At 40.0% G+C, this 20,424-nt stretch carries 7 protein-coding genes; 6 read left to right on the top strand and 1 reads right to left on the bottom strand.

Annotated elements, in window-relative coordinates; translation table 11 throughout:
* Nucleotides 1–94: 94 nt before the first annotated feature.
* Nucleotides 95–808 carry a GUN4 domain-containing protein gene (locus HGR01_RS01505; protein ID WP_045869979.1) on the bottom strand — a complete coding sequence of 238 codons (714 nt, stop codon included), beginning with the start codon at nucleotides 806–808 and terminating at the stop codon, nucleotides 95–97.
* A gap of 363 nt (nucleotides 809–1,171) precedes the next feature.
* On the opposite strand from HGR01_RS01505, the gene HGR01_RS01500 reads away from it, so the two are divergent.
* From HGR01_RS01500 to HGR01_RS01475, 6 genes are all read left to right on the top strand, one after another.
* On the top strand, nucleotides 1,172–2,593 hold the full coding sequence (locus HGR01_RS01500) for an NADP-dependent isocitrate dehydrogenase (protein WP_045869978.1): 1,422 nt from the start codon (nucleotides 1,172–1,174) through the stop codon (nucleotides 2,591–2,593).
* 7 nt (nucleotides 2,594–2,600) lie between these two features.
* Nucleotides 2,601–2,840 (top strand): hypothetical protein, encoded by a 240-nt coding sequence (locus HGR01_RS01495; protein WP_155539179.1) that lies wholly within the window; start codon nucleotides 2,601–2,603, stop codon nucleotides 2,838–2,840.
* A gap of 55 nt (nucleotides 2,841–2,895) precedes the next feature.
* Nucleotides 2,896–3,654 carry a superoxide dismutase gene (locus tag HGR01_RS01490; protein WP_045869977.1) on the top strand — a complete coding sequence of 253 codons (759 nt, stop codon included), beginning with the start codon at nucleotides 2,896–2,898 and terminating at the stop codon, nucleotides 3,652–3,654.
* Nucleotides 3,655–3,967: 313 nt separating this feature from the next.
* Complete coding sequence (locus HGR01_RS01485; protein ID WP_045869976.1) at nucleotides 3,968–9,382, top strand: ATP-binding sensor histidine kinase; 5,415 nt, start codon at nucleotides 3,968–3,970, stop codon at nucleotides 9,380–9,382.
* A 76-nt stretch (nucleotides 9,383–9,458) separates the two neighbouring features.
* Entirely contained in the window at nucleotides 9,459–14,867 is a 5,409-nt protein-coding gene (locus tag HGR01_RS01480; RefSeq protein WP_045869975.1) for an ATP-binding sensor histidine kinase, read from the top strand.
* A gap of 75 nt (nucleotides 14,868–14,942) precedes the next feature.
* Nucleotides 14,943–20,351: an ATP-binding sensor histidine kinase gene (locus tag HGR01_RS01475; protein WP_045869974.1), complete on the top strand. Its 5,409-nt coding sequence runs from the start codon at nucleotides 14,943–14,945 to the stop codon at nucleotides 20,349–20,351.
* Nucleotides 20,352–20,424 lie beyond the last annotated feature (73 nt).

Genomic DNA, 20,424 nt, shown 5'->3' with positions numbered 1-20,424 from the left:
AGTATTATTTGGTATTTCTGGAATTTTCTCATGATCATTGTTTTAATCCAAAATCCAAAATCTAAAATCCATTAATCCAAAATTGGCCTGATTACTACTTCCAAGCAGGATGAGCAAATAACGAAGCAATGACTCGAACGCCGCGTAGTTGATTAGAAAGGGGTAAGTGACCTCTTGGTGCGCTTAAATCCCAGGTAAATTCATTAGGGTATCTAGTCCAATTATTACCATTTTTCCAATGGATTTTTGACCAGAAATTGTCCCAATTTTTACCTAAACCTAACCAGATTTCTCGCTGAACGGAAAACCCAAACTTGCCTTCAGAGTGAACTAACCACAGATTATTAATAGTATGTAAGTCAACCGCAGGAAAATTTTCTACTTCGGTAAAATACAACCATTTTCTTTGTAATGCCGTTGGCCCTGCTAGTTCACACATTTTTTCGATGGTTACGCGATCGGCTGCTTGGAAGTCTTGGGCGGCTAGTAGTTGTTGCAAGGAATTGTAATTAATCCCGCACTCTGATTTTAGAGGTACAATTCCCTCAGGAAAATGGGAAAGCAAAAATTCTTTGGCTTTAGGTGCATCAGAGTTGTAGAGTACTTGATAGGCCTTGCCATCAATCCAAGTCGCTGGGGTATCACTACGTTTCTGTAAAAATTCCATCAAGACATCTAATCCCGCATCACCCAACTCAGCTAACTTTGGGATTGTTTGCTGTTGGACTTGAAGAGACCCAGCGATTAGCGTTCTTCGGAGGGAGTCGATGTCATTAGCAGTGCCTGATACAATCATTGGGTCTGTCATGCCAATTACTCGTTGTAGTGGGAGTGTGAAAATGCGATCGGCTATCGGGTGTTCTTAAAGATTAAACACTGATAGCGAAAAGTAGTTTACTATTTTTGATCGTACAAAATAGCGTTGATTTCACTCAATCCCACACCTTAGCCCTAAATACTGTACAAGGAAAGTAGGGGAAATCTGCGCTGCAAAGGCTGGGACTGGGGAACTCGGGGCCCCCACGACCGCAGGGAGTGGGGATTAGGGGTAATGGGGACTAGGGACTGGGGATTGGGTACTAGGGATTAGGAACGAGAAAGAATTAGCAATGCCCCATGCCCCATGCCCTATACCCTATGCCCAAAATATTTATCAATTAGGAGTGTATGTATGTACGACAAGATTACCCCCCCAACAAAGGGTGAAAAAATTACCTTTAAGAATGGTGAGCCTGTTGTTCCTGATAACCCAATTATCCCCTTTATCCGGGGCGATGGAACGGGTATAGATATCTGGCCTGCTACCGAAAAAGTGATTGATGCAGCGGTAGCAAAGGCATATAACGGTAAGCGCCAAATTAGCTGGTTTAAGGTTTACGCTGGGGATGAAGCTTGCGATTTATACGGCACATATCAGTATTTACCTCAGGATACTCTCACAGCTATTGAAGAATATGGCGTTGCTATTAAAGGCCCTTTGACCACTCCTGTCGGGGGCGGTATTCGGTCTTTAAATGTGGCTCTTAGACAAATTTTTGACTTGTATGCTTGCGTGCGTCCTTGCCGCTACTATGCAGGTACACCTTCACCTCACAAAAATCCCGAAAAGCTAGATGTAATTGTTTATCGGGAAAACACAGAAGATATTTATTTGGGGATTGAGTGGCGACAAGGCAGCGAAATAGGCGATCGCTTAATTAAAATTCTCAATGAAGAATTGATCCCCGCCACCCCAGAACATGGAAAAAAGCAGATCCCCCTCGATGCTGGGATTGGCATCAAACCCATTAGTAAAAAGGGTTCCCAGCGTTTAGTCCGCCGTGCCATCAAACACGCCTTGTTATTGCCCAAAAACAAGCAACAGGTGACTTTGGTGCATAAGGGCAACATCATGAAGTACACCGAAGGTGCTTTCCGTGATTGGGGCTATGAACTAGCAACCACCGAATTTCGCCAAGAAACGGTCACCGAAAGGGAATCTTGGATTTTAAGTAATAAGGAGAAAAACCCCAATCTTTCCTTAGAAGACAACGCCCGTCAAGTTGACCCTGGATTTGATGCCCTAACTCCAGAGAAACAAGCGCAAATTGTCAAGGAAGTTGAAACTGTTCTTAACACAATTTGGGACAGCCACGGCAACGGCAAGTGGAAAGATAAAATCATGGTCAATGACCGGATTGCTGACAGTATTTTTCAACAAATCCAAACCAGACCCGATGAATATTCGATTCTGGCGACCATGAATTTAAACGGCGATTACCTATCCGATGCAGCAGCTGCTATTGTTGGCGGCTTAGGAATGGGGCCAGGGGCAAATATTGGCGATTCCTGCGCCGTCTTTGAAGCAACCCACGGTACCGCCCCCAAACACGCCGGCTTAGATCGGATCAATCCCGGTTCGGTAATCTTGTCTGGGGTGATGATGCTAGAGTTTATGGGTTGGCAAGAAGCCGCAGATCTGATCAAGAAAGGCTTAGGAAGTGCGATCGCCAATCGTCAAGTCACCTACGATTTAGCCCGTTTACTAGAACCACAAGTACAGCCGTTAAAGTGTTCTGAATTTGCCGAAGCAATTATTCAGCATTTTGGGTAATTAGGGATTGGGGACTGGGGACTGGGGATTGGGGATTGGGGACTGGGGACTGGGGATTGGGGAAAAACTATTACTCATTACCCATTACTCATTACTCATTACTCATTACTCATTACCCATTACTCATTACCCATTACTCATTACCCATTACTCATTACCCATTACCCATTACCCATTACCCCATGCCCCATGCCCCATGCCCCATGCCCCATGCCCCATACCCAATTCTCATCCTTTTGCAGCCTGAATCTACGACAATAAAAGCTGTCTAGTAATTTTATTCATTGGCTGCAAAATTTTTTATGAGTATAGATCGACGACATTTCTTGTTTTTAGTTGGTGCGGGTGTGGGTACTTTTGCACTGGAAGCTTGCGCTTTGGCGGAGAAATCTCCCAGTGAAAACCCAAGCAGTCCCGAACCAAAATCCGATACAACTAAAGGGGCAATTCAATTACCGCCTCTACCTTATGCCTATGATGCGCTGGAACCACATATTGATGCTAAAACTATGCAGTTTCATCACGATAAGCATCATGCAGCTTATGTGAAAAACTTGAATGCAGCATTGGAGAAACATCCACAACTTAAAGGCAGAACTGTTGAAGAACTGTTACGTCAACTTGACAAAGTTCCCGCAGATATTCGTAAAACTGTACGCAATAATGGCGGAGGTCATGTCAATCACTCAATGTTTTGGCAAATTATGAAGCCTAAAGGTGGTGGTGAACCTACAGGGGCGATCGCAACTGCTATAAATCAGAATTTCGGTAATTTTGCAGCTTTCAAAAAACAATTTAATGAAGCAGGTGCAGGTCAATTTGGTAGTGGTTGGGTTTGGCTGGTTCGCAATAAAAATGGCAAGTTGGAAGTAACTACTACAGCCAATCAAGACACGCCTTTAAGCCAAGGTAAATACCCGATTTTAGGTAATGATGTTTGGGAACATGCCTATTATCTCAACTACCAAAATCGCCGTGCTGATTATTTAGAAGCTTGGTGGAATGTGGTAAATTGGGATGAAATTAATCAGCGATTTGCTGCCGCTAGTAAGTTCGCTTAGATAAAGGCAACGGGGAGACATGAGAATTACTGAATATCTCCCCGGTTTTACCAATTATGCAACCCAGTTATAATTACTTTCACTGAGAGAAATAGTTTACTTTTTCTAGATTCAAATATTACGTAAAAACTATTAATAAATTTTTATAAAACTATAGTCTCATCATTAGTTTTTTTAGGAAAATAAAAGAACGCTACAGTATTTTTAGTCCTGCATTAATGAAGTGTTTGACAATAACTATTTAGTCAACAATCAATTATTTACTGTCACTAACTGGGAATAATAAATGCTGAAGTCTTAAAAATGCGACAGTATGCTTAACACAGTAGTTAGTATTCCTGGATATCAGATTGCGGCAGAACTCTACAATGGTTCCAGAACTATAGTTTATCGCGCAGTTCGAGAGGCTGACTCTTTGGGTGTAGTCATCAAGCTGCTTAAAAATGCTTATCCCAGTTTTGGCGAAATAGTGCAGTTTCGCAATCAATATACAATCGCCAAAAATCTCAACTACCCCAGTATTATCCAAACCTACAGCTTGGAAGCTTACCAAAATGGCTATGCGTTCGTAATGGAAGACTTTGGGGGGATTTCCCTCAAGGATTTTGCTAGGGTAGAGGCTTTAGGTGGGATTTGTCTAGAGGAATTTTTAAAGATTGCGATCGCACTCTGTGACACCTTAGACATTTTATATCACGAGCGGATTATTCATAAAGATATTAAACCTGCCAATATCCTGATTAACCCAGAAACGCAACAGGTAAAATTAATTGACTTTAGTATTGCATCTTTACTACCAAGAGAAACGCAAACTTTAATTAGTCCCAATGTCTTAGAAGGGACATTAGGTTATATTTCTCCAGAACAAACTGGACGGATGAATCGGGGGATTGACTATCGCACTGATTTTTATTCCTTAGGTGTCAGTTTTTATGAATTACTAACTGGAGAATTACCTTTTACAACGCCAGATGCAATGGAGTTGGTACATTGTCACATTGCGAAAACTGCACCTTTAGCAGATACAATTAACCCAAAAATTCCTCCTGTACTCTCAGAAATTGTGCACAAATTGATGGCGAAAAATGCTGAAAACCGCTATCAGAGTGCATTAGGGCTGAAATTTGATTTAGAAAAATGCTTAATTCAACTGCAGGAAACTGGCAAAATTGAGAGTTTCCCAATTGCACAAAGAGATGTATGCGATCGCTTTATTATTCCTGATAAATTATATGGCAGAGAAAGCGAAGTAGAAAACTTGCTGCAAGCATTTGAGCGTGTTAGTCACGGTACAACAGAAATGATGCTAGTAGCAGGGTTTTCTGGGATTGGCAAAACTGCGGTTGTTAAGGAAGTACATAAACCGATTGTTCGTCAATGCGGTTATTTTATTAAAGGTAAATACGACCAATTTAATCGCAATATTCCTTTTTCTGCATTTGTGCAAGCCTTCCGTGATTTAATGAGACAATTAATTACAGAAAGCGATGCTCAAATTAAAAGTTGGAAAAACAAGATTTTAGCGGCTTTAGGGGAAAATGGTCAGGTAATTATTGAAGTTATTCCCGAATTAGAAAGAATTATTGGACATCAACCACCAGCAACCAAATTACCGGGAACTGCTGCCCAAAACCGCTTTAATTTATTATTTCAGAAATTTGTCCAGGTCTTCACTACTAAAGAACATCCTTTAGTGATGTTTTTAGATGATTTACAATGGGCAGATTCGGCATCACTAAAGTTGATGGAATTACTGATGGGTGAATCGGACGGGGGATACTTATTATTAATTGGTGCTTATCGAGATAATGAAGTTTCCGCCGCCCATCCTTTAATATTTACTTTAGACGAAATTAGCAAAGCTCAAGCTACTATCAATACTATTACCCTGGCAGCTTTGAGCCTCTCTAGTTTAAATCAATTGGTGGCTGACACCTTAAGTTGCTCATCGGAAATTGCCCAGCCATTAACACAATTAATTTATCAAAAAACTCGAGGAAATCCATTTTTTAGCACCCAATTTATCAAAGCACTATATGAAGATGGATTGATTAAATTTAATTGGCATGAGGGAAATTGGCAATGCGACATTGCAGAAGTCAAGGCCTTATCGCTTTCTGATGATGTTGTCGAATTCATGGCATTGCAGTTACAAAAATTGCCTGAAACAACACAGGAAATTCTCAAATTTGCGGCTTGTATTGGTAACTCTTTTGATTTGGTGACATTGGCGATTATTTGGGAAAAATCGGCAACTGAAACTGCTACAGCTTTATGGAAAGCCTTACAAGAAGGGCTAATTTTACCCCAGAGTGAAGTTTATAAATTCTATGTCGGGCGGGAATCGCAGGATGGGGTGAAAGGTTCCGAGATTGTTACCTACAAATTCCTCCACGATCGCGTTCAGCAAGCAGCATACTCATTGATTCCCGAGGAGCAAAAGCAGTATACTCATTTCCGCATTGGTCAATTGTTGTTACAAGGCTTATCCCCCCAGGAACAAGAAGAGCGGATTTTTGACCTGGTGAACCAGCTGAATATGGGAAAAGCTGTGATCACCACAGATGAGCAAAAACAAGAATTGGCTACTCTCAATTTAAAAGCTGGTCAAAAAGCCAAACTTTCAGCCGCTTATCAAGCTGCCCAGGATTATTGCACCCTTGGTATCGCTTTATTATCTGAAAATACTTGGCATCAGAACTATACACTTATGTATAGTTTACATCGTGATGGTTCCGAAGCCACTTATCTTTGTAGTAACTTTGATCAAGCCGAAGCCTTATACAAAGAAGCACTTACCTATGCTCAAACTCCCCTGGATCAAGCGATCATTTATCGCGTGCAAATGACTCAGTACCAACTTCAGGGAAGAAATGCTGAGGCGATCGCTATTCAACGTCAAAGTTTACAGCTGCTTGGGTGGACAATGCCACAAGCACAGGAGAAGATCCAAGCTAGCCTAGATGCAGAAATCGCCACAGTTCAGCAGTTTTTAGAGCAGCATAGCATTGAATCCATGCTTGCAGCTCCTAAAATGCAAGATGCCAACATTGCAGAAATCCTGCGAATTTTACAAATTCTCTTCTATGCGGCATGGCTGGATGGTCAAAGTACCTTAGCATTATTAGCACTCGCCAAAATGACCACACTGTCTTTGCAGTATGGTAACAGCGATATGTCTCCCTTTGGTTATGTCGGTTATGGCTTAATCGCCAATGGCGTACTGAAAGACTGTGCTACAGCTTATCAATTTGGCGAAATGGCGGTACAACTGTGCGAACAGTTTGACAATGCTGATGTGCGCGGTATGACTAACTTTTTGTTTGCAGCTGATGTTCATAGCTGGAGTCGCCCAATTAGAGAAGCGGATCAATACTATAACAACGCCTATAAATATGGCATGGAAGCCGGAAACTGGCTCACAGTCGGCTTTATGATGATGCAGAGTGGTTCCGATCGCCTGACTTACGGAAAGAACTTAGAAGATTTGTATGCGATCGCGCAAAATCACGCCGCTTTTATGGCGCATATCAAAAGCTTAGATAATTTGGATGCTTTAATCGCAGGGGTGATTCAACCAATTCGCAATCTTCTGGGATTAACAAAAACAAGATTTACTTTTGATGATGACAGTTTTAGTGAAGCCCAATATTTGCAAAAATACCAGAATTCTCCTTATAACTTGGCTTGGTTATATTCTGTGAAAATTCGCCATGCTTATTTATTTGATGACCAAATCGCCTATCCTCATTTAATTTTGCAACTCAGCATCATTGAAAATACAATTTCTAGCCATGCTAAAGTTCCTTCTAGCGTTTTTTATGTGGCATTAATGCATTTAGCATTAGCTAAAACTGCTAGTGAATATGCAGTAAAACAACACCACTGGCAAGCACTGATTCCTTTAGAAGAAAAGTTAAATCTTTGGGCAAAAGCTTGTCCTGAAAATATCCTACACAAATCTCTACTAATTCAAGCTGAAAAAGCACGGATCAATCAAGAAAAAACTGAAGCAATTGAACTTTATGAGCAAGCAATTACCCAAGCTCAAGCAAATGAATATGGCTATGAAGAAGCATTAGCCAATGAACTAGCGGCTAAATTTTATTTAGATTGGGGTAAACCAAAAGTTGCCGCAGGCTATATGCAAGAAGCATATTACTGCTATGCCCGTTGGGGTGCAAAAGCCAAAACTGATGACTTAGAAAAACGCTATCCGCAACTACTACAACCCATCCTGCAACAACAAAAATTTGGTTTAAATCCCCTAGAAACTATTGCCACTATTATTAGTACTTCCACATCTTCTTCTAGTTGTACAGCTAAAACTAGTATTTCTGATGTCCTAGATTTAAATTCAGTTTTCAAAGCAGCGCTAGCCATTTCTAGTACTTTAGAATTAGACGAATTGATTGCCCAACTCACTCTAATTATCCTCGAAAACTCTGGGGCAAAAAAATCTGTCATCATACTTCCCCAAGAAAATCAATGGCAAGTCCAGGCGTTCACCTTTATCGATCACAAATCAACTTCCCAAACAGATATAAAAACTGTTCTTGAACCACAACCCTTAGATACTTGTCAACATATTCCCACAAGCCTAATCAATTACGTTAAAAATACTCAAGAAACTGTGGTGATCAATAATTGCCAAACAAATATTCCTGGTTTACTTGGGGAATATATGCTGCAACATCAACCACATAGTGTATTATGTACCCCAATTATCAACCAAGGGCATTTGTTAGGAATTATCTATCTCGAAAATAAGTTAACAACTGGAGTATTTACTAACGAACGCCTACAAGTAATCAAACTACTTTCCTCCCAAGCTGCAATATCAATTGAAAATGCGCGGCTTTATCAACAAGCACAGCAAGCATTACAAGATTTACAACAGGCACAATTACAAATTGTTCAAAGTGAGAAAATGTCAGCTTTGGGTAATTTAGTCGCTGGTGTCGCTCACGAAATGAATAATCCTTTGGGCTTTATTGCTGCTAGTTTGGCACAAGCAAAACCCACTTTAAATGATATTGTTAACCACTTAAATTTATATCAGGAAAACTTTACTGAGCCAGGTGCAGAAATTCTGAATCATGCTGAGGATATTGATTTGGAATATAGCTTAGAAGACTTGCCAAAAATGATGACATCAATGATGTTGGCGTGCGACAGGTTAAAAAATATCAGCACTAGTTTAAGAACATTCTCCCGTGCTGATAAAGATTACAAAGTACCATTTAATATTCATGAAGGCATAGATAGCACGATTTTAATTCTCAAACATCGCCTGAAAGCTAACGAACAACGTCCTGCGATTGAAGTAATCACTAACTACGGTAATTTACCCCAAGTTGAATGTTTTCCTGGGCAATTAAATCAGGTATTTATGAATATCCTGGCTAATGCTATTGATGCCTTGGAGGAGTTCAATCAGGGGCGAAAATTTACAGAAATTACAGCCAATCCCAACCTAATTACAATTACCACCTCAATTGTAGATAAAAAAGTGAAAATTGCGATCGCAGATAACGGTAAAGGTATGACTACATCCGTAAAAGACAAGATTTTTGACCATTTATTTACCACCAAAGCAGTTGGTAAAGGTACCGGATTAGGATTAGCTATCGCGCGTCAGATTGTCGAAGAAACCCACGGTGGAAAGTTGAAATGTGAGTCAGCTTTAGGAGAAGGAGCAGAATTTATTATTGAACTACCTGTGTAGATTTGAACTTCAAAATTACAAATAACTTCAGATATTTGGGAATACTAGATTTAGAAATTACTAGAATTAGGGCAATATAGTGAGCAATCTTGTCAATATTCCCGGATATCGCATTAGTGAAGAACTCTACAATGGTTCGAGAACACTGGTTTATCGCGCAGTTAGAGACAGTGATTCACTATCAGTAGTGATCAAAATACTGAAAAATCCTTATCCCAGCTTTAGCGAATTGTTGTTATTTCGCAATCAGTATACCATTGGCAAAAATCTCGACTCACCTCTAATTATTCAAACCTATAGCCTCGAATCATTCCAAAATGGCTATATGTTAGTCATGGAAGACTTTGGGGGGATTTCCCTCAAGGATTATTTCACTAAAAATCAAAATGTCACACCTCTAGAGGAATTTTTAGTGATCGCGATCGCACTCTGTGACATCCTAGACTTACTCTACCATGAGCGGATCATTCATAAAGATATCAAACCTAGCAATATCTTAATTAATCCCGAAACTAAACAAGTTAAATTAATCGACTTTAGTATTGCATCATTATTACCCAGAGAAACCCAAACATTAGTCAATCCCAATGTTTTAGAAGGGACACTGGCTTATATCTCTCCCGAACAGACAGGGAGAATGAATCGGGGGATTGATTATCGCACAGATTTTTATTCCCTGGGTGTAACTTTTTATGAATTACTCACAGATGAGTTACCATTCCAGTCTGATGAGGCGATGGAATTGGTACATTCTCATCTTGCGAAAATTCCCCTATTCATACATGAAATTAATCCAGATATCCCCTCAGTTATCTCAGAAATTGTCAGTAAGTTGATGGCGAAAAATTCTGAAGACAGATATCAGAGTGCATTGGGATTAAAATTTGACTTAGAAAAATGTTTAACTCAGCTAAAGGAAACTGGTGAAATTCAAAGCTTTGAAATTGCTACTAGGGATTTGTGCGATCGCTTCATTATTCCTGATAAACTCTATGGCAGAGAAGCAGAGGTTGTAACTTTACTACAAGCATTCGAGAGAGTCAGCCAAGGCACAACAGAAATGATGCTAGTAGCTGGGTTTTCGGGAATTGGAAAAACAGCCGTTATCAACGAAGTCCATAAACCAATCCTCAGACAACGTGGCTATTTTATTAAAGGCAAATATGACCAATTTCAACGGAATATTCCCTTCAGTGCCTTTGTGCAAGCATTTCGCGATTTAATGGGGCAATTACTCTCAGAATCTGATCATCAAATCAACAATTGGAAAAGCAGAATTCTGGCAGTTGTGGGTGAAAATGGGCAAGTTTTAATTGATGTAATTCCCGAATTGGAAAGTATTATTGGCGCACAACCACCAGTTATAGAGCTATCGGGGACTGCTGCCGAAAATAGATTTAATTTACTCTTGCAAAAGTTTGTACAAATTTTCACTAATCAAGAACATCCCTTAGTCATATTTTTAGATGATTTGCAATGGGCAGATGCCGCATCTCTGAAATTGTTACAACTGTTAATGCAAGATACAAAATATTTGTTTCTCTTGGGTGCATATCGAGATAATGAAGTATCACCAACTCACCCATTCATCCTGGCGGTAAATGAGCTAAAAAAAACTGAAGCAGTCATCAATCAAATCATCCTCCAAGCATTAAGCGACATCAACCTCAATCAGTTAGTCGCAGATACACTAAATTGTGAATCATTACTTGCCCGACCTTTGACAACATTAATTTATCAAAAAACTAAAGGTAATCCTTTTTTTGCTACCCAATTTCTTAAAGCATTAAATAATGAACAACTAATCAATTTTGATTTAGTATCTCGCCATTGGCAGTGTGATATTGCTCAAATCAAAGCTTTAGCAATTACCGATGATGTAGTGGAATTTATGTCCCTCCAACTGCAGAAATTCCCCCAGCTAACTCAAAATATTCTCAAGCTAGCAGCTTGCATAGGGGCGCAGTTTGATTTACAGACATTGGCGATTATTTCTGAACAAACAGCAGAAGTCACAGCAGCAGATTTATGGAAAGCATTGCAAGCGGGACTGATTATTCCGAGTACAGAAATTTATAAATTCTTTGTTCAATCTGAAGATATATCTAGTGATTATGCAGCAGCTAATCCAGTTTATCGCTTTTTACATGACCGCGTTCAACAAGCAGCTTATTTCCTGATTTCTGATGACCAAAAGCAAGTGGCTCACCTGAAAATAGGACAGTTACTTCTGCAAATTTCTGCTGAAATAGAACGAGAAGAAAAACTGTTTGATATTGTGGGGCATTTGAATCAAGGACAAGCATTAATTCATCAACCACAGGAACGAGAAGCCTTAGCAAAACTCAACTTAAAAGCTGGGAATAAAGCTCGAAATTCTACTGCATACACCGCCGCTAGAGAGTATTTTCAGACAGGAATTGAGTTATTAGAGATTAATTGTTGGCAAAGTCAGTATAAATTAGCTTTGAATTTGTATATAGCAGCAACAGAAGCCAGTTATTTGAATGGTGATTTCGATGCTATGGAACAACTTGCTTTCTTGGTGTTACAGCAGGCCCAGAGCATTGTTGACAAAGTTAAAATCTACGAAATTCAAATTGCCGCACTCACAGCTAGTAGCCAAATATTAGCAGCGATCGCAGTGGGTAGAGAAGCTCTCGCCCAATTGGGAGTCGAATTACCCACCCAAGTAGATGAAACTCAGATTGGGAAAGCCTTTCAAACACTAAATCAGCAACTTAGCGGCCGAGAAATTGCTTCCCTGATTGACTTACCTCCGATGAGTGAACCTCAAACTCAAGCTGCAATGCAGATATTAAGTATGTTGTTCCCACCAGTGTTACTGGGAATGCCTGGTTTAATGCCCATTCTCGGTACGACGATGGTACGCTTATCCCTGGAGTTTGGTAATACTCCCACCTCAATCCCTGGCTATGCAATTCATGGGATGGTGATGTGTGCCTTTTTTGGCGAAGTTGAAATTGGTTATGAGTTTGGTAAATTAGCTCTCTCATTACTGGAAAAATTGAATGCTCAGAGAATGAAGTGCATCGTTCTCACCTTGTTTGCGCCTTTCATCCATCATCGCCGACAAGCACTATCAAAAACCCGACTCATCCTGAAAGAAGGCTATGTGGCGGGGATGGAGACTGGTGATTTTTTCTACGCTGGCTACATCATACTAAGTTATGCTACTACCCTATTGTTCTCTGGTGTAGAACTGAATGCTGTAGCTGCTGAATTATCTGCTTATAATGCTGGTCTCGTTCAGGTAAAACAAGATTCGGCGCGAACTTATTTGGCGATGGTACAGCAAACAGTAGAGCAATTGCGAGAACCTGTCAGCCAACCTGATTGCTTAACTGGCATTTTCTACAATGAGACAGCAATGTTTCCCAAGCACACACAAGATCAGGATCTGGCTGCATTTGCCTGTGCTTATATCTATAAACTGCTACTTGCCTATTCTTTTGGCAATTATCACGCTGCTCTCGACTATATTACCCAAGGTCAGTCCTGTTTAATGGCATTGTCAGGATTAATTATTGTTCCCATTTTCCATTTGTATGCAGCCCTCACCCATTTAGCAGTTATTTCCACAGCGCCAGAGGAACTACTCGCCCAAGTCGAAAACCATCAACAAATTCTCTACCAGTGGGCGCAAAATGCCCCCATGAATCATTTGCATAAATGGCATTTAATAGAAGCAGAAAAGTGTCGAGTTTGTGGTGATAAAGTAGCCGCCATAGAAAATTATCAACAAGCAATTACCCTAGCTAAAACCAACCAATTCCTCAACGAAGAAGCCTTAGCTAACGAATTGGCAGCCAAATTTTATCTTGATTGGGACAAAGAAAAAATTGCTCAAACCTACATGATGGAGGCTTATTACTGTTATTCCCGTTGGGGTGCAAAAGCCAAAATCATCGATTTAGAACGCCGTTATCCCCAATTACTGCTACCAATTTTGCACAAACAACAACCAACTTTTAAACCAACAGAAACAATCCTTTCTATCTCCTCTCACACAATTCAAAGTTCCTCCCTGAGCAATACTAGCATCTCACAAGCCCTCGATTTAGCAACTATTCTCAAAGCCTTTCAATCACTTTCCCGCGAAATTGAGTTAGAGAAATTACTCTCAACCTTACTTCAAGTAATTTTGGAAAATGCTGGAGCCGATAAATGTGCATTACTGATGCCAAAAGGTGATTGTTGGGTAATTGAAGCATTATCTCAATTGCAACAAAGAGCCATAATTTTACAATCTCTACCCTGTGAAGAAATCGTATCTGTTAGCTTAATTAATCGAGTTAAAAATACTCTGGTTGCGGCTGTTGTGGAAAATGCCGTAGTCGAGCCAACTTTGCTGGCTGATCCTTATATTTTGCACCATGCACCCAAGAGTATTTTCTGTGCGCCAATTCTTAATCAGGGCAAATTGATGGGCATTTTATACTTAGAAAATAATTTAACATTGGGAGCATTTACCAGCGATCGCATTGAAATACTCAACTTACTCTGCACCCAAGCGGCAATTTCTCTAGAGAATGCCAAACTGTATCATCAATTAGAGGATTATTCCCACAATCTTGAACAAAAAGTAGCAGAACGCACCCAGGAATTAACAACAAAAGCTACTCAGATAGAATCAACACTCAATCAACTTTACTCAACTCAAGCCCAACTAATTCAAGCTGAGAAAATGTCCAGTTTAGGACAATTAGTTGCGGGAATTGCCCATGAAATTAATAATCCGATTAATTTCATCTATGGCAACTTAGTAGCAGCAAATGAATATGTCACATCCTTAATTGAATTAAATGATTTATACCAGTTAATGTATCCGCAAACACTGCCAGAAATTGCCCAAAAAATTGCAGATATTGACCTAGAATTTATCTTAGATGATTTACCTAATCTCCTATCTTCGATGAAAGTGGGAGCAGAACGTATTCGTCAAATAGTGCTGTCCCTACGAAATTTTTCTCGCTTGGATGAATCAGAAATCAAAGAAGTAGACATTCACTCTGGTCTTGAAAGTACGTTGTTAATTTTGCAGCATCGACTTCAAAGTAATAGTAAACGTCCAGAAATTATACTCAGGAAACAATATGGAGTATTACCTTTAGTTAATTGTTATGCTTCGGCTCTCAACCAAGTGTTTATGAATATCATCAATAATGCCATTGATGCCTTAGAAACATCAGATAACAATCGCCAACCAACTATTATAATTAAAACCGAATTAACTGAAAACAAAAATGTAATTATTCGGATTGCCGATAACGGTATAGGAATGAGTCAGTCGGTGCAAAATCAGATATTTAATCCATTTTTTACGACAAAACCAGTAGGTAGCGGTACTGGCTTAGGGCTGTCAACTAGCTATTCAATTGTCGTAGAAAAACATCGAGGTAAGTTAAGTTGCATTTCCGCACTAGGAGAAGGTACTGAATTTATCATTAAAATTCCTGTGTAAATTCTAGCTTGACCTTACAGATAAATTCAGCTATCTGGGAATACTAGATTGAGAAATCATTAGGATGAGCGCAATATGGTTAGCAATCTTGTCAGTATTCCCGGATATCGCATTAGTGAAGAACTCTACAATGGTTCGAGAACGCTGGTTTATCGTGCAGTTAGAGAAACTGACTCAGTACCAGTAGTTATTAAACTACTGAAAAATCCTTATCCCAGTTTTAGCGAACTGTTATTATTTCGCAATCAATACACCATCGGCAAAAATCTTAACTCACCTCTGATTATCCAAACCTATAGCCTTGACGCAATCAATAATGGCTATATGTTAATCATGGAGGATTTTGGCGGTATTTCTCTCAAGGAATATTTCAGCAAAAATCAGAGTTTCATATCTGTTGAGGAATTTTTAGCAATCGCGATCGCCCTCTGCGACATTCTCAACTTACTCTACCATGAGAGAATTATTCATAAAGATATCAAACCCAGCAATATCTTAATTAATCCTGAGACTAAACAAGTTAAGTTAATCGACTTTAGCATTGCATCATTATTACCCAGAGAAACCCAAACCCTAGTTAACCCCAATGTTTTAGAAGGTACACTCGCTTATATATCTCCAGAACAGACAGGGAGAATGAATCGAGGAATTGATTATCGCACAGATTTTTATTCCCTGGGTGTAACTTTCTATGAATTACTCACAGGTGAGTTACCATTCTCATCTAATGATGCGATGGAATTGGTGCATTCTCATATTGCTAAAATGCCCCCATTAATACATGAAATGAATCCAGATATCCCATCGGTTATCTTAGAAATCATCAGGAAATTAATGGCGAAAAATGCTGAAGATAGGTATCAGAGTGCATTGGGATTGAAATTAGATTTAGAAAAATGTCTAACTCAGTTAAGAGAAACTGGTGAAATTTCAAGCTTTGAAATTGCTAGTCGGGATGTGTGCGATCGCTTCATCATCCCAGATAAACTTTACGGTAGAGAAGCCGAAGTTCAAACCCTACTAGAAGCATTTGAGCGAGTCAGTCAAGGCACAACAGAAATGATGCTGGTGGCTGGGTTTTCAGGAATTGGGAAAACTGCGGTTGTCAATGAAGTGCATAAACCCATAGTCAGACAACGCGGTTATTTTATTAAGGGCAAATTCGACCAATTTAATCGCAATATTCCCTTCAGTGCCTTTGTGCAAGCCTTTCGAGATTTAATAGGGCAATTATTGACCGAAAGTGATACCCAATTACAACAGTGGAAAACGCAGATTTCAGCAGCACTGGGAGAAAATGCCCAAGTGATTGTCGAACTGATTCCTGAATTGGAACAGATTATTGGCGCACAACCCCCAGCAGCAGAATTATCAGGAACCGCCGCCCAAAATCGGTTTAATTTGTTGTTTCAAAGGTTCATTCAAGTCTTTACCACCCCTTTACATCCGTTGGTGATGTTTGTGGATGATTTGCAATGGGCAGATTCTGCTTCCTTGAATTTGATTCAGGTGTTAATGTCTGAGTCGCAAACGGGTTGTTTATTACTGTTAGGCGCGTATCGGGATAATGAGGTATTTGCCGCCCATCCCTTGATATTGAGCCTGAATGAGATGGAGAAAACCGGGGCAAAAATCGACACCATCACCCTACAACCCCTGAATTTCAGCAGTCTCAATCATTTGATTGCCGATACCCTTCATGCTCCCACATCTGTAGTGCAACCACTGACAGAACTGGTGATACAGAAAACTCAGGGAAATCCCTTCTTTGCCACTCAGTTCCTCAAGGCATTACATCAAGATCAGTTAATTACCTTTGACTGGGGTGCAGGGCATTGGCAATGTGATATTGTGCAAGTGCGAGATGCAGCGTTGACCGATGATGTGGTCGAATTGATGGCGCAGCAATTGCAAAAGCTACCACCAGCCACCCAAGAGATATTAAAACTGGCGGCTTGTATTGGCGCAAATTTTGATTTAATCACCCTGGCGATTGTTTCCCAGCAATCCCAAACAGAAGTCGCAACAACATTGTGGAAAGCATTACAGGAAGGGTTGATTCTGCCCCAAAGCGATTTGTACAAATTTTATTTGTCGGAAACTCAAGCAACGCAGGATACCTCACAAGCAACCCTACAATACAAGTTTCTACACGATCGCGTCCAACAAGCCGCCTATTCCCTAATTCCCAATGACCAAAAACAGACAACCCATGTCAAAATCGGTCGTTTACTGTGGGAAAATACCCCAGAAGCAGAAATAGAGGAACAGGTTTTTGCGATCGCGAATCAATTAAATATTGGCATTGAACAATTCCATGAACCTACAGAACGCCATCAACTATCCCGCTTAAATTTCATCGCCGGGAAAAAAGCCAAAGCCTCAACCGCATACAATGCTGCATTGGCTTACCTAAAAATCAGTATTGAGTTACTCCCTCTCAACCCTTGGCAATCTAACTATGATTTCACCTTAAGCTTATATAACGAAGCTACCGAAGCCAGTTATCTCAGTGGCGAACTGGACTTAATGGAAAACTTTGCCCAGGAAGTTTTACAACAAGCTAAAGCAATCATTGATACAGCCAAAGTCTACGAAATCAAAATTGAATCCTACACAATCCAAAGTCAGTTCTTGGCAGCTATTGATACAGCCATGCAATTTTTGCAGCCGATTGGCATTGAGTTTCCCTCAGAACCGACAGATCTAGATTTTTTTCTGGGTTTACAGGAAATTCAAGCTCTCCTCAGTGATAAAACAGTAGCTGAGTTAGCTGATTTACCAGAAATGCAGCAACCGGAATTACGCACTGCCTTACGTGTCTTAGTTAAAGTAGATACCCCTGCTTATCTAGGAAAACCGCTACTCCACCGCTTGCTAGTGCCGAAGGAACTGTCTCTATCCATCAAATACGGCAACACCTCCGCTAGTTCCTTTGTTTACTCAGGGTATGGACTGATGCTGAGTGGTCAGTCAAACAGTATCCTCCCAGGTTATGAATTTGGTCAGTTAGCTTTGCAACTGCTTTCCAAGTTTTCAGATAGTGAATATGAAGCGAGAGTCCTGGTGGTTGTTCATGGTTTTATCACCCACTGGAAAGAACCTCTCACCGCTACCCTCAAGCCGCTACTGCAAGCTTATGCCAGAGGTTTAGAGATTGGAGACTTAGCTTTTGCCTGCCACGGTGCATCTGTTTATTGCTACCACGCTTATGTTGCTGGTCAAGAATTAACTACACTAGCGAATGAGTTGGCGATTTATGGTGCAGCTTTAGCTAAAATTCACAAACAAGCCACACTAAATTATCACAATATTTATCACCAAATAGTCTTGAATTTAATCGAGCCAACAACTACACCTTGGGAATTAGTTGGTACAGCCTACGATGAAAATTCAATGCTGCTATTAAATGGGCAAGCTAGAGATCCTAATAGTTTATGGCATTTTTGTGTCAATAAATTGATGCTTTGCTATCTGTTTCAAGTCCTAGATTTGGCAGTGGAATATGCGATTAAAGCTAAACAATGTCAATCTTCCGGTTTAGGATATGCAATGACTAATATTTCATTGCTCAACTTTTATGATTCTTTAGTGCAACTTGCTTTATATCCTACCGCATCATCCACAGAACAACAGCAGATTTTACAGCAGGTAGCAGAAAATCAACAAATCATGCAACAGTGGGCAAATTATGCACCCATGAATCAGTTGCATCGATTCTATTTAGTGGAGGCAGAAAAACATCAAGTTTTAGGTGATAAAACTACAGCAATAGAATTTTACGACCGAGCGATTTCTTGTGCCAAAGCCAATGGCTACATCCAAGAAGAAGCCCTGGCTAACGAACTAGCTGCTAAATTCTATCTCAACTGGGAGAAAGAGAAAGTTGCCGCAGGCTATATGCAAGAAGCATATTATTGTTATGCCCGTTGGGGAGCAAAAGCCAAAGTCGTTGACTTAGAAACCCGTTATCCCCAATTACTTTCACCCATATTACAACCAAGCCGTTCTGTTCTTTCTACTAACGAAACTATTTTTCCTTTGGGGAATGTGACATCTAGCAGTGCTGCTACATCCAGTAGTACCAGTATCTCAGATACCTTAGATTTAAAAGCAATTCTCAAAGCATCTCAAGCTATCTCTGGTGAAATCGAACTAGACAAACTACTTTTATCCTTACTTTCCATCATCATCGAAAATGCTGGGGCTGATAAATGCGTGTTAATGCTCCTGCAAGACAATCATCTGCTAATTCAAGGCGCAATTACCCAAGGAACAAAACCCGTTGTGTTGCAAAGTCTTGCAATTGAAGACAGCCAAGACATTCCCCACAAGTTAATATACAAAGTCAAGCACAATCAACAAACTTTGGTATTGCTGGATGCAACCACAGATACCACCTTAGCCAACGATCCTTATATTATCCGTCAGCAGCCTCAAAGTATTTTGTGCAGCCCGATTTTACATCAAGGTAAATTACTGGGCATTTTATATCTGGAAAATAGTTTAGCAAAGGGAGCGTTTACCAGCGATCGCGTGGAACTACTCAACCTCATCTGCGCCCAAGCCGCCATTTCCCTAGAAAATGCCCAACTTTATCAACGTTCTCAGCAATATGCCCAAGAATTAGAACAAGCACTACATAATTTACAACAAGCCCAATTACAAATCGTCCAAAGTGAAAAAATGTCTGCCTTGGGTAACTTAGTCGCTGGTGTCGCTCACGAAATGAATAATCCTTTAGGATTTATTGCTGCTAGTCTCCAACAAGCTAAACCCACACTTACTGATATTGTTGAACATTTGCAACTCTATCAAGCAACTTTCAGCGATAAAACTGAAGAAATCCTCGACCACGAGGCAGAAATTGATTTGGAATATAGCTTAGAAGACTTACCCAAAATGCTCGATTCCATGACAATGGCTTGCGATCGGCTCAAAAACATTAGCACTTCTCTACGGACTTTTTCCCGTGCTGATAGAGACTATAAAGTACCATTTAATCTTCACGAAGGCATTGATAGTACCATCTTAATTCTCAAACATCGTCTCAAAGCCAACGAACAACGTCCCGCAATTGAAGTAATCACTAACTACGGTGATTTACCCCTAGTTGAATGTTTTCCTGGGCAATTAAATCAGGTATTTATGAATATCTTAGCTAATGCAATTGACGCTTTAGATGAGTCAAACAACGGCCGGAGTTTTCAGGATATTCAAACCAATCCTAACCGCATTACCCTCACAACTTCTAGGGATAATAATCTTGTAAAAATTACTATTGCTGATAATGGTAAAGGTATGAGCGAAGAGGTAAAACACAAAATCTTTGACCATTTATTTACTACCAAAGCTGTAGGAAAAGGTACAGGTTTAGGCTTGGCTATCGCTCAACAAATCGTGGAAGAAACCCACGGTGGTAAGTTGAATTGCCAATCTATCCTCGGTAAAGGTACTGAATTTATCATTGAAATACCAGTGTAAATTCTAGCTTGACCTTACAGATAAATTCAGCTATCTGGGAATACTAGATTGAGAAATCATTAGGATGAACGCA

This window comes from Tolypothrix sp. PCC 7712 (genome assembly GCF_025860405.1).
In the GTDB taxonomy this organism is placed as follows: Bacteria; Cyanobacteriota; Cyanobacteriia; order Cyanobacteriales; family Nostocaceae; genus Aulosira; species Aulosira diplosiphon.
Note: the sequence above shows the minus strand (reverse complement) of the source record. Positions and strands in the feature narration are given on the sequence as shown.

Excerpts from the sequence above, each read along its gene's own strand:
- HGR01_RS01490 (WP_045869977.1), top strand. The coding sequence starts at position 2,896 with ATGAGTATAGATCGACGACATTTCTTGTTTTTAGTTGGTGCGGGTGTG.
- HGR01_RS01500 (WP_045869978.1), top strand. The coding sequence starts at position 1,172 with ATGTACGACAAGATTACCCCCCCAACAAAGGGTGAAAAAATTACCTTT.
- HGR01_RS01475 (WP_045869974.1), top strand. The coding sequence starts at position 14,943 with ATGGTTAGCAATCTTGTCAGTATTCCCGGATATCGCATTAGTGAAGAA.
- HGR01_RS01485 (WP_045869976.1), top strand. The coding sequence starts at position 3,968 with ATGCTTAACACAGTAGTTAGTATTCCTGGATATCAGATTGCGGCAGAA.
- HGR01_RS01505 (WP_045869979.1), bottom strand. The coding sequence starts at position 808 with ATGACAGACCCAATGATTGTATCAGGCACTGCTAATGACATCGACTCC.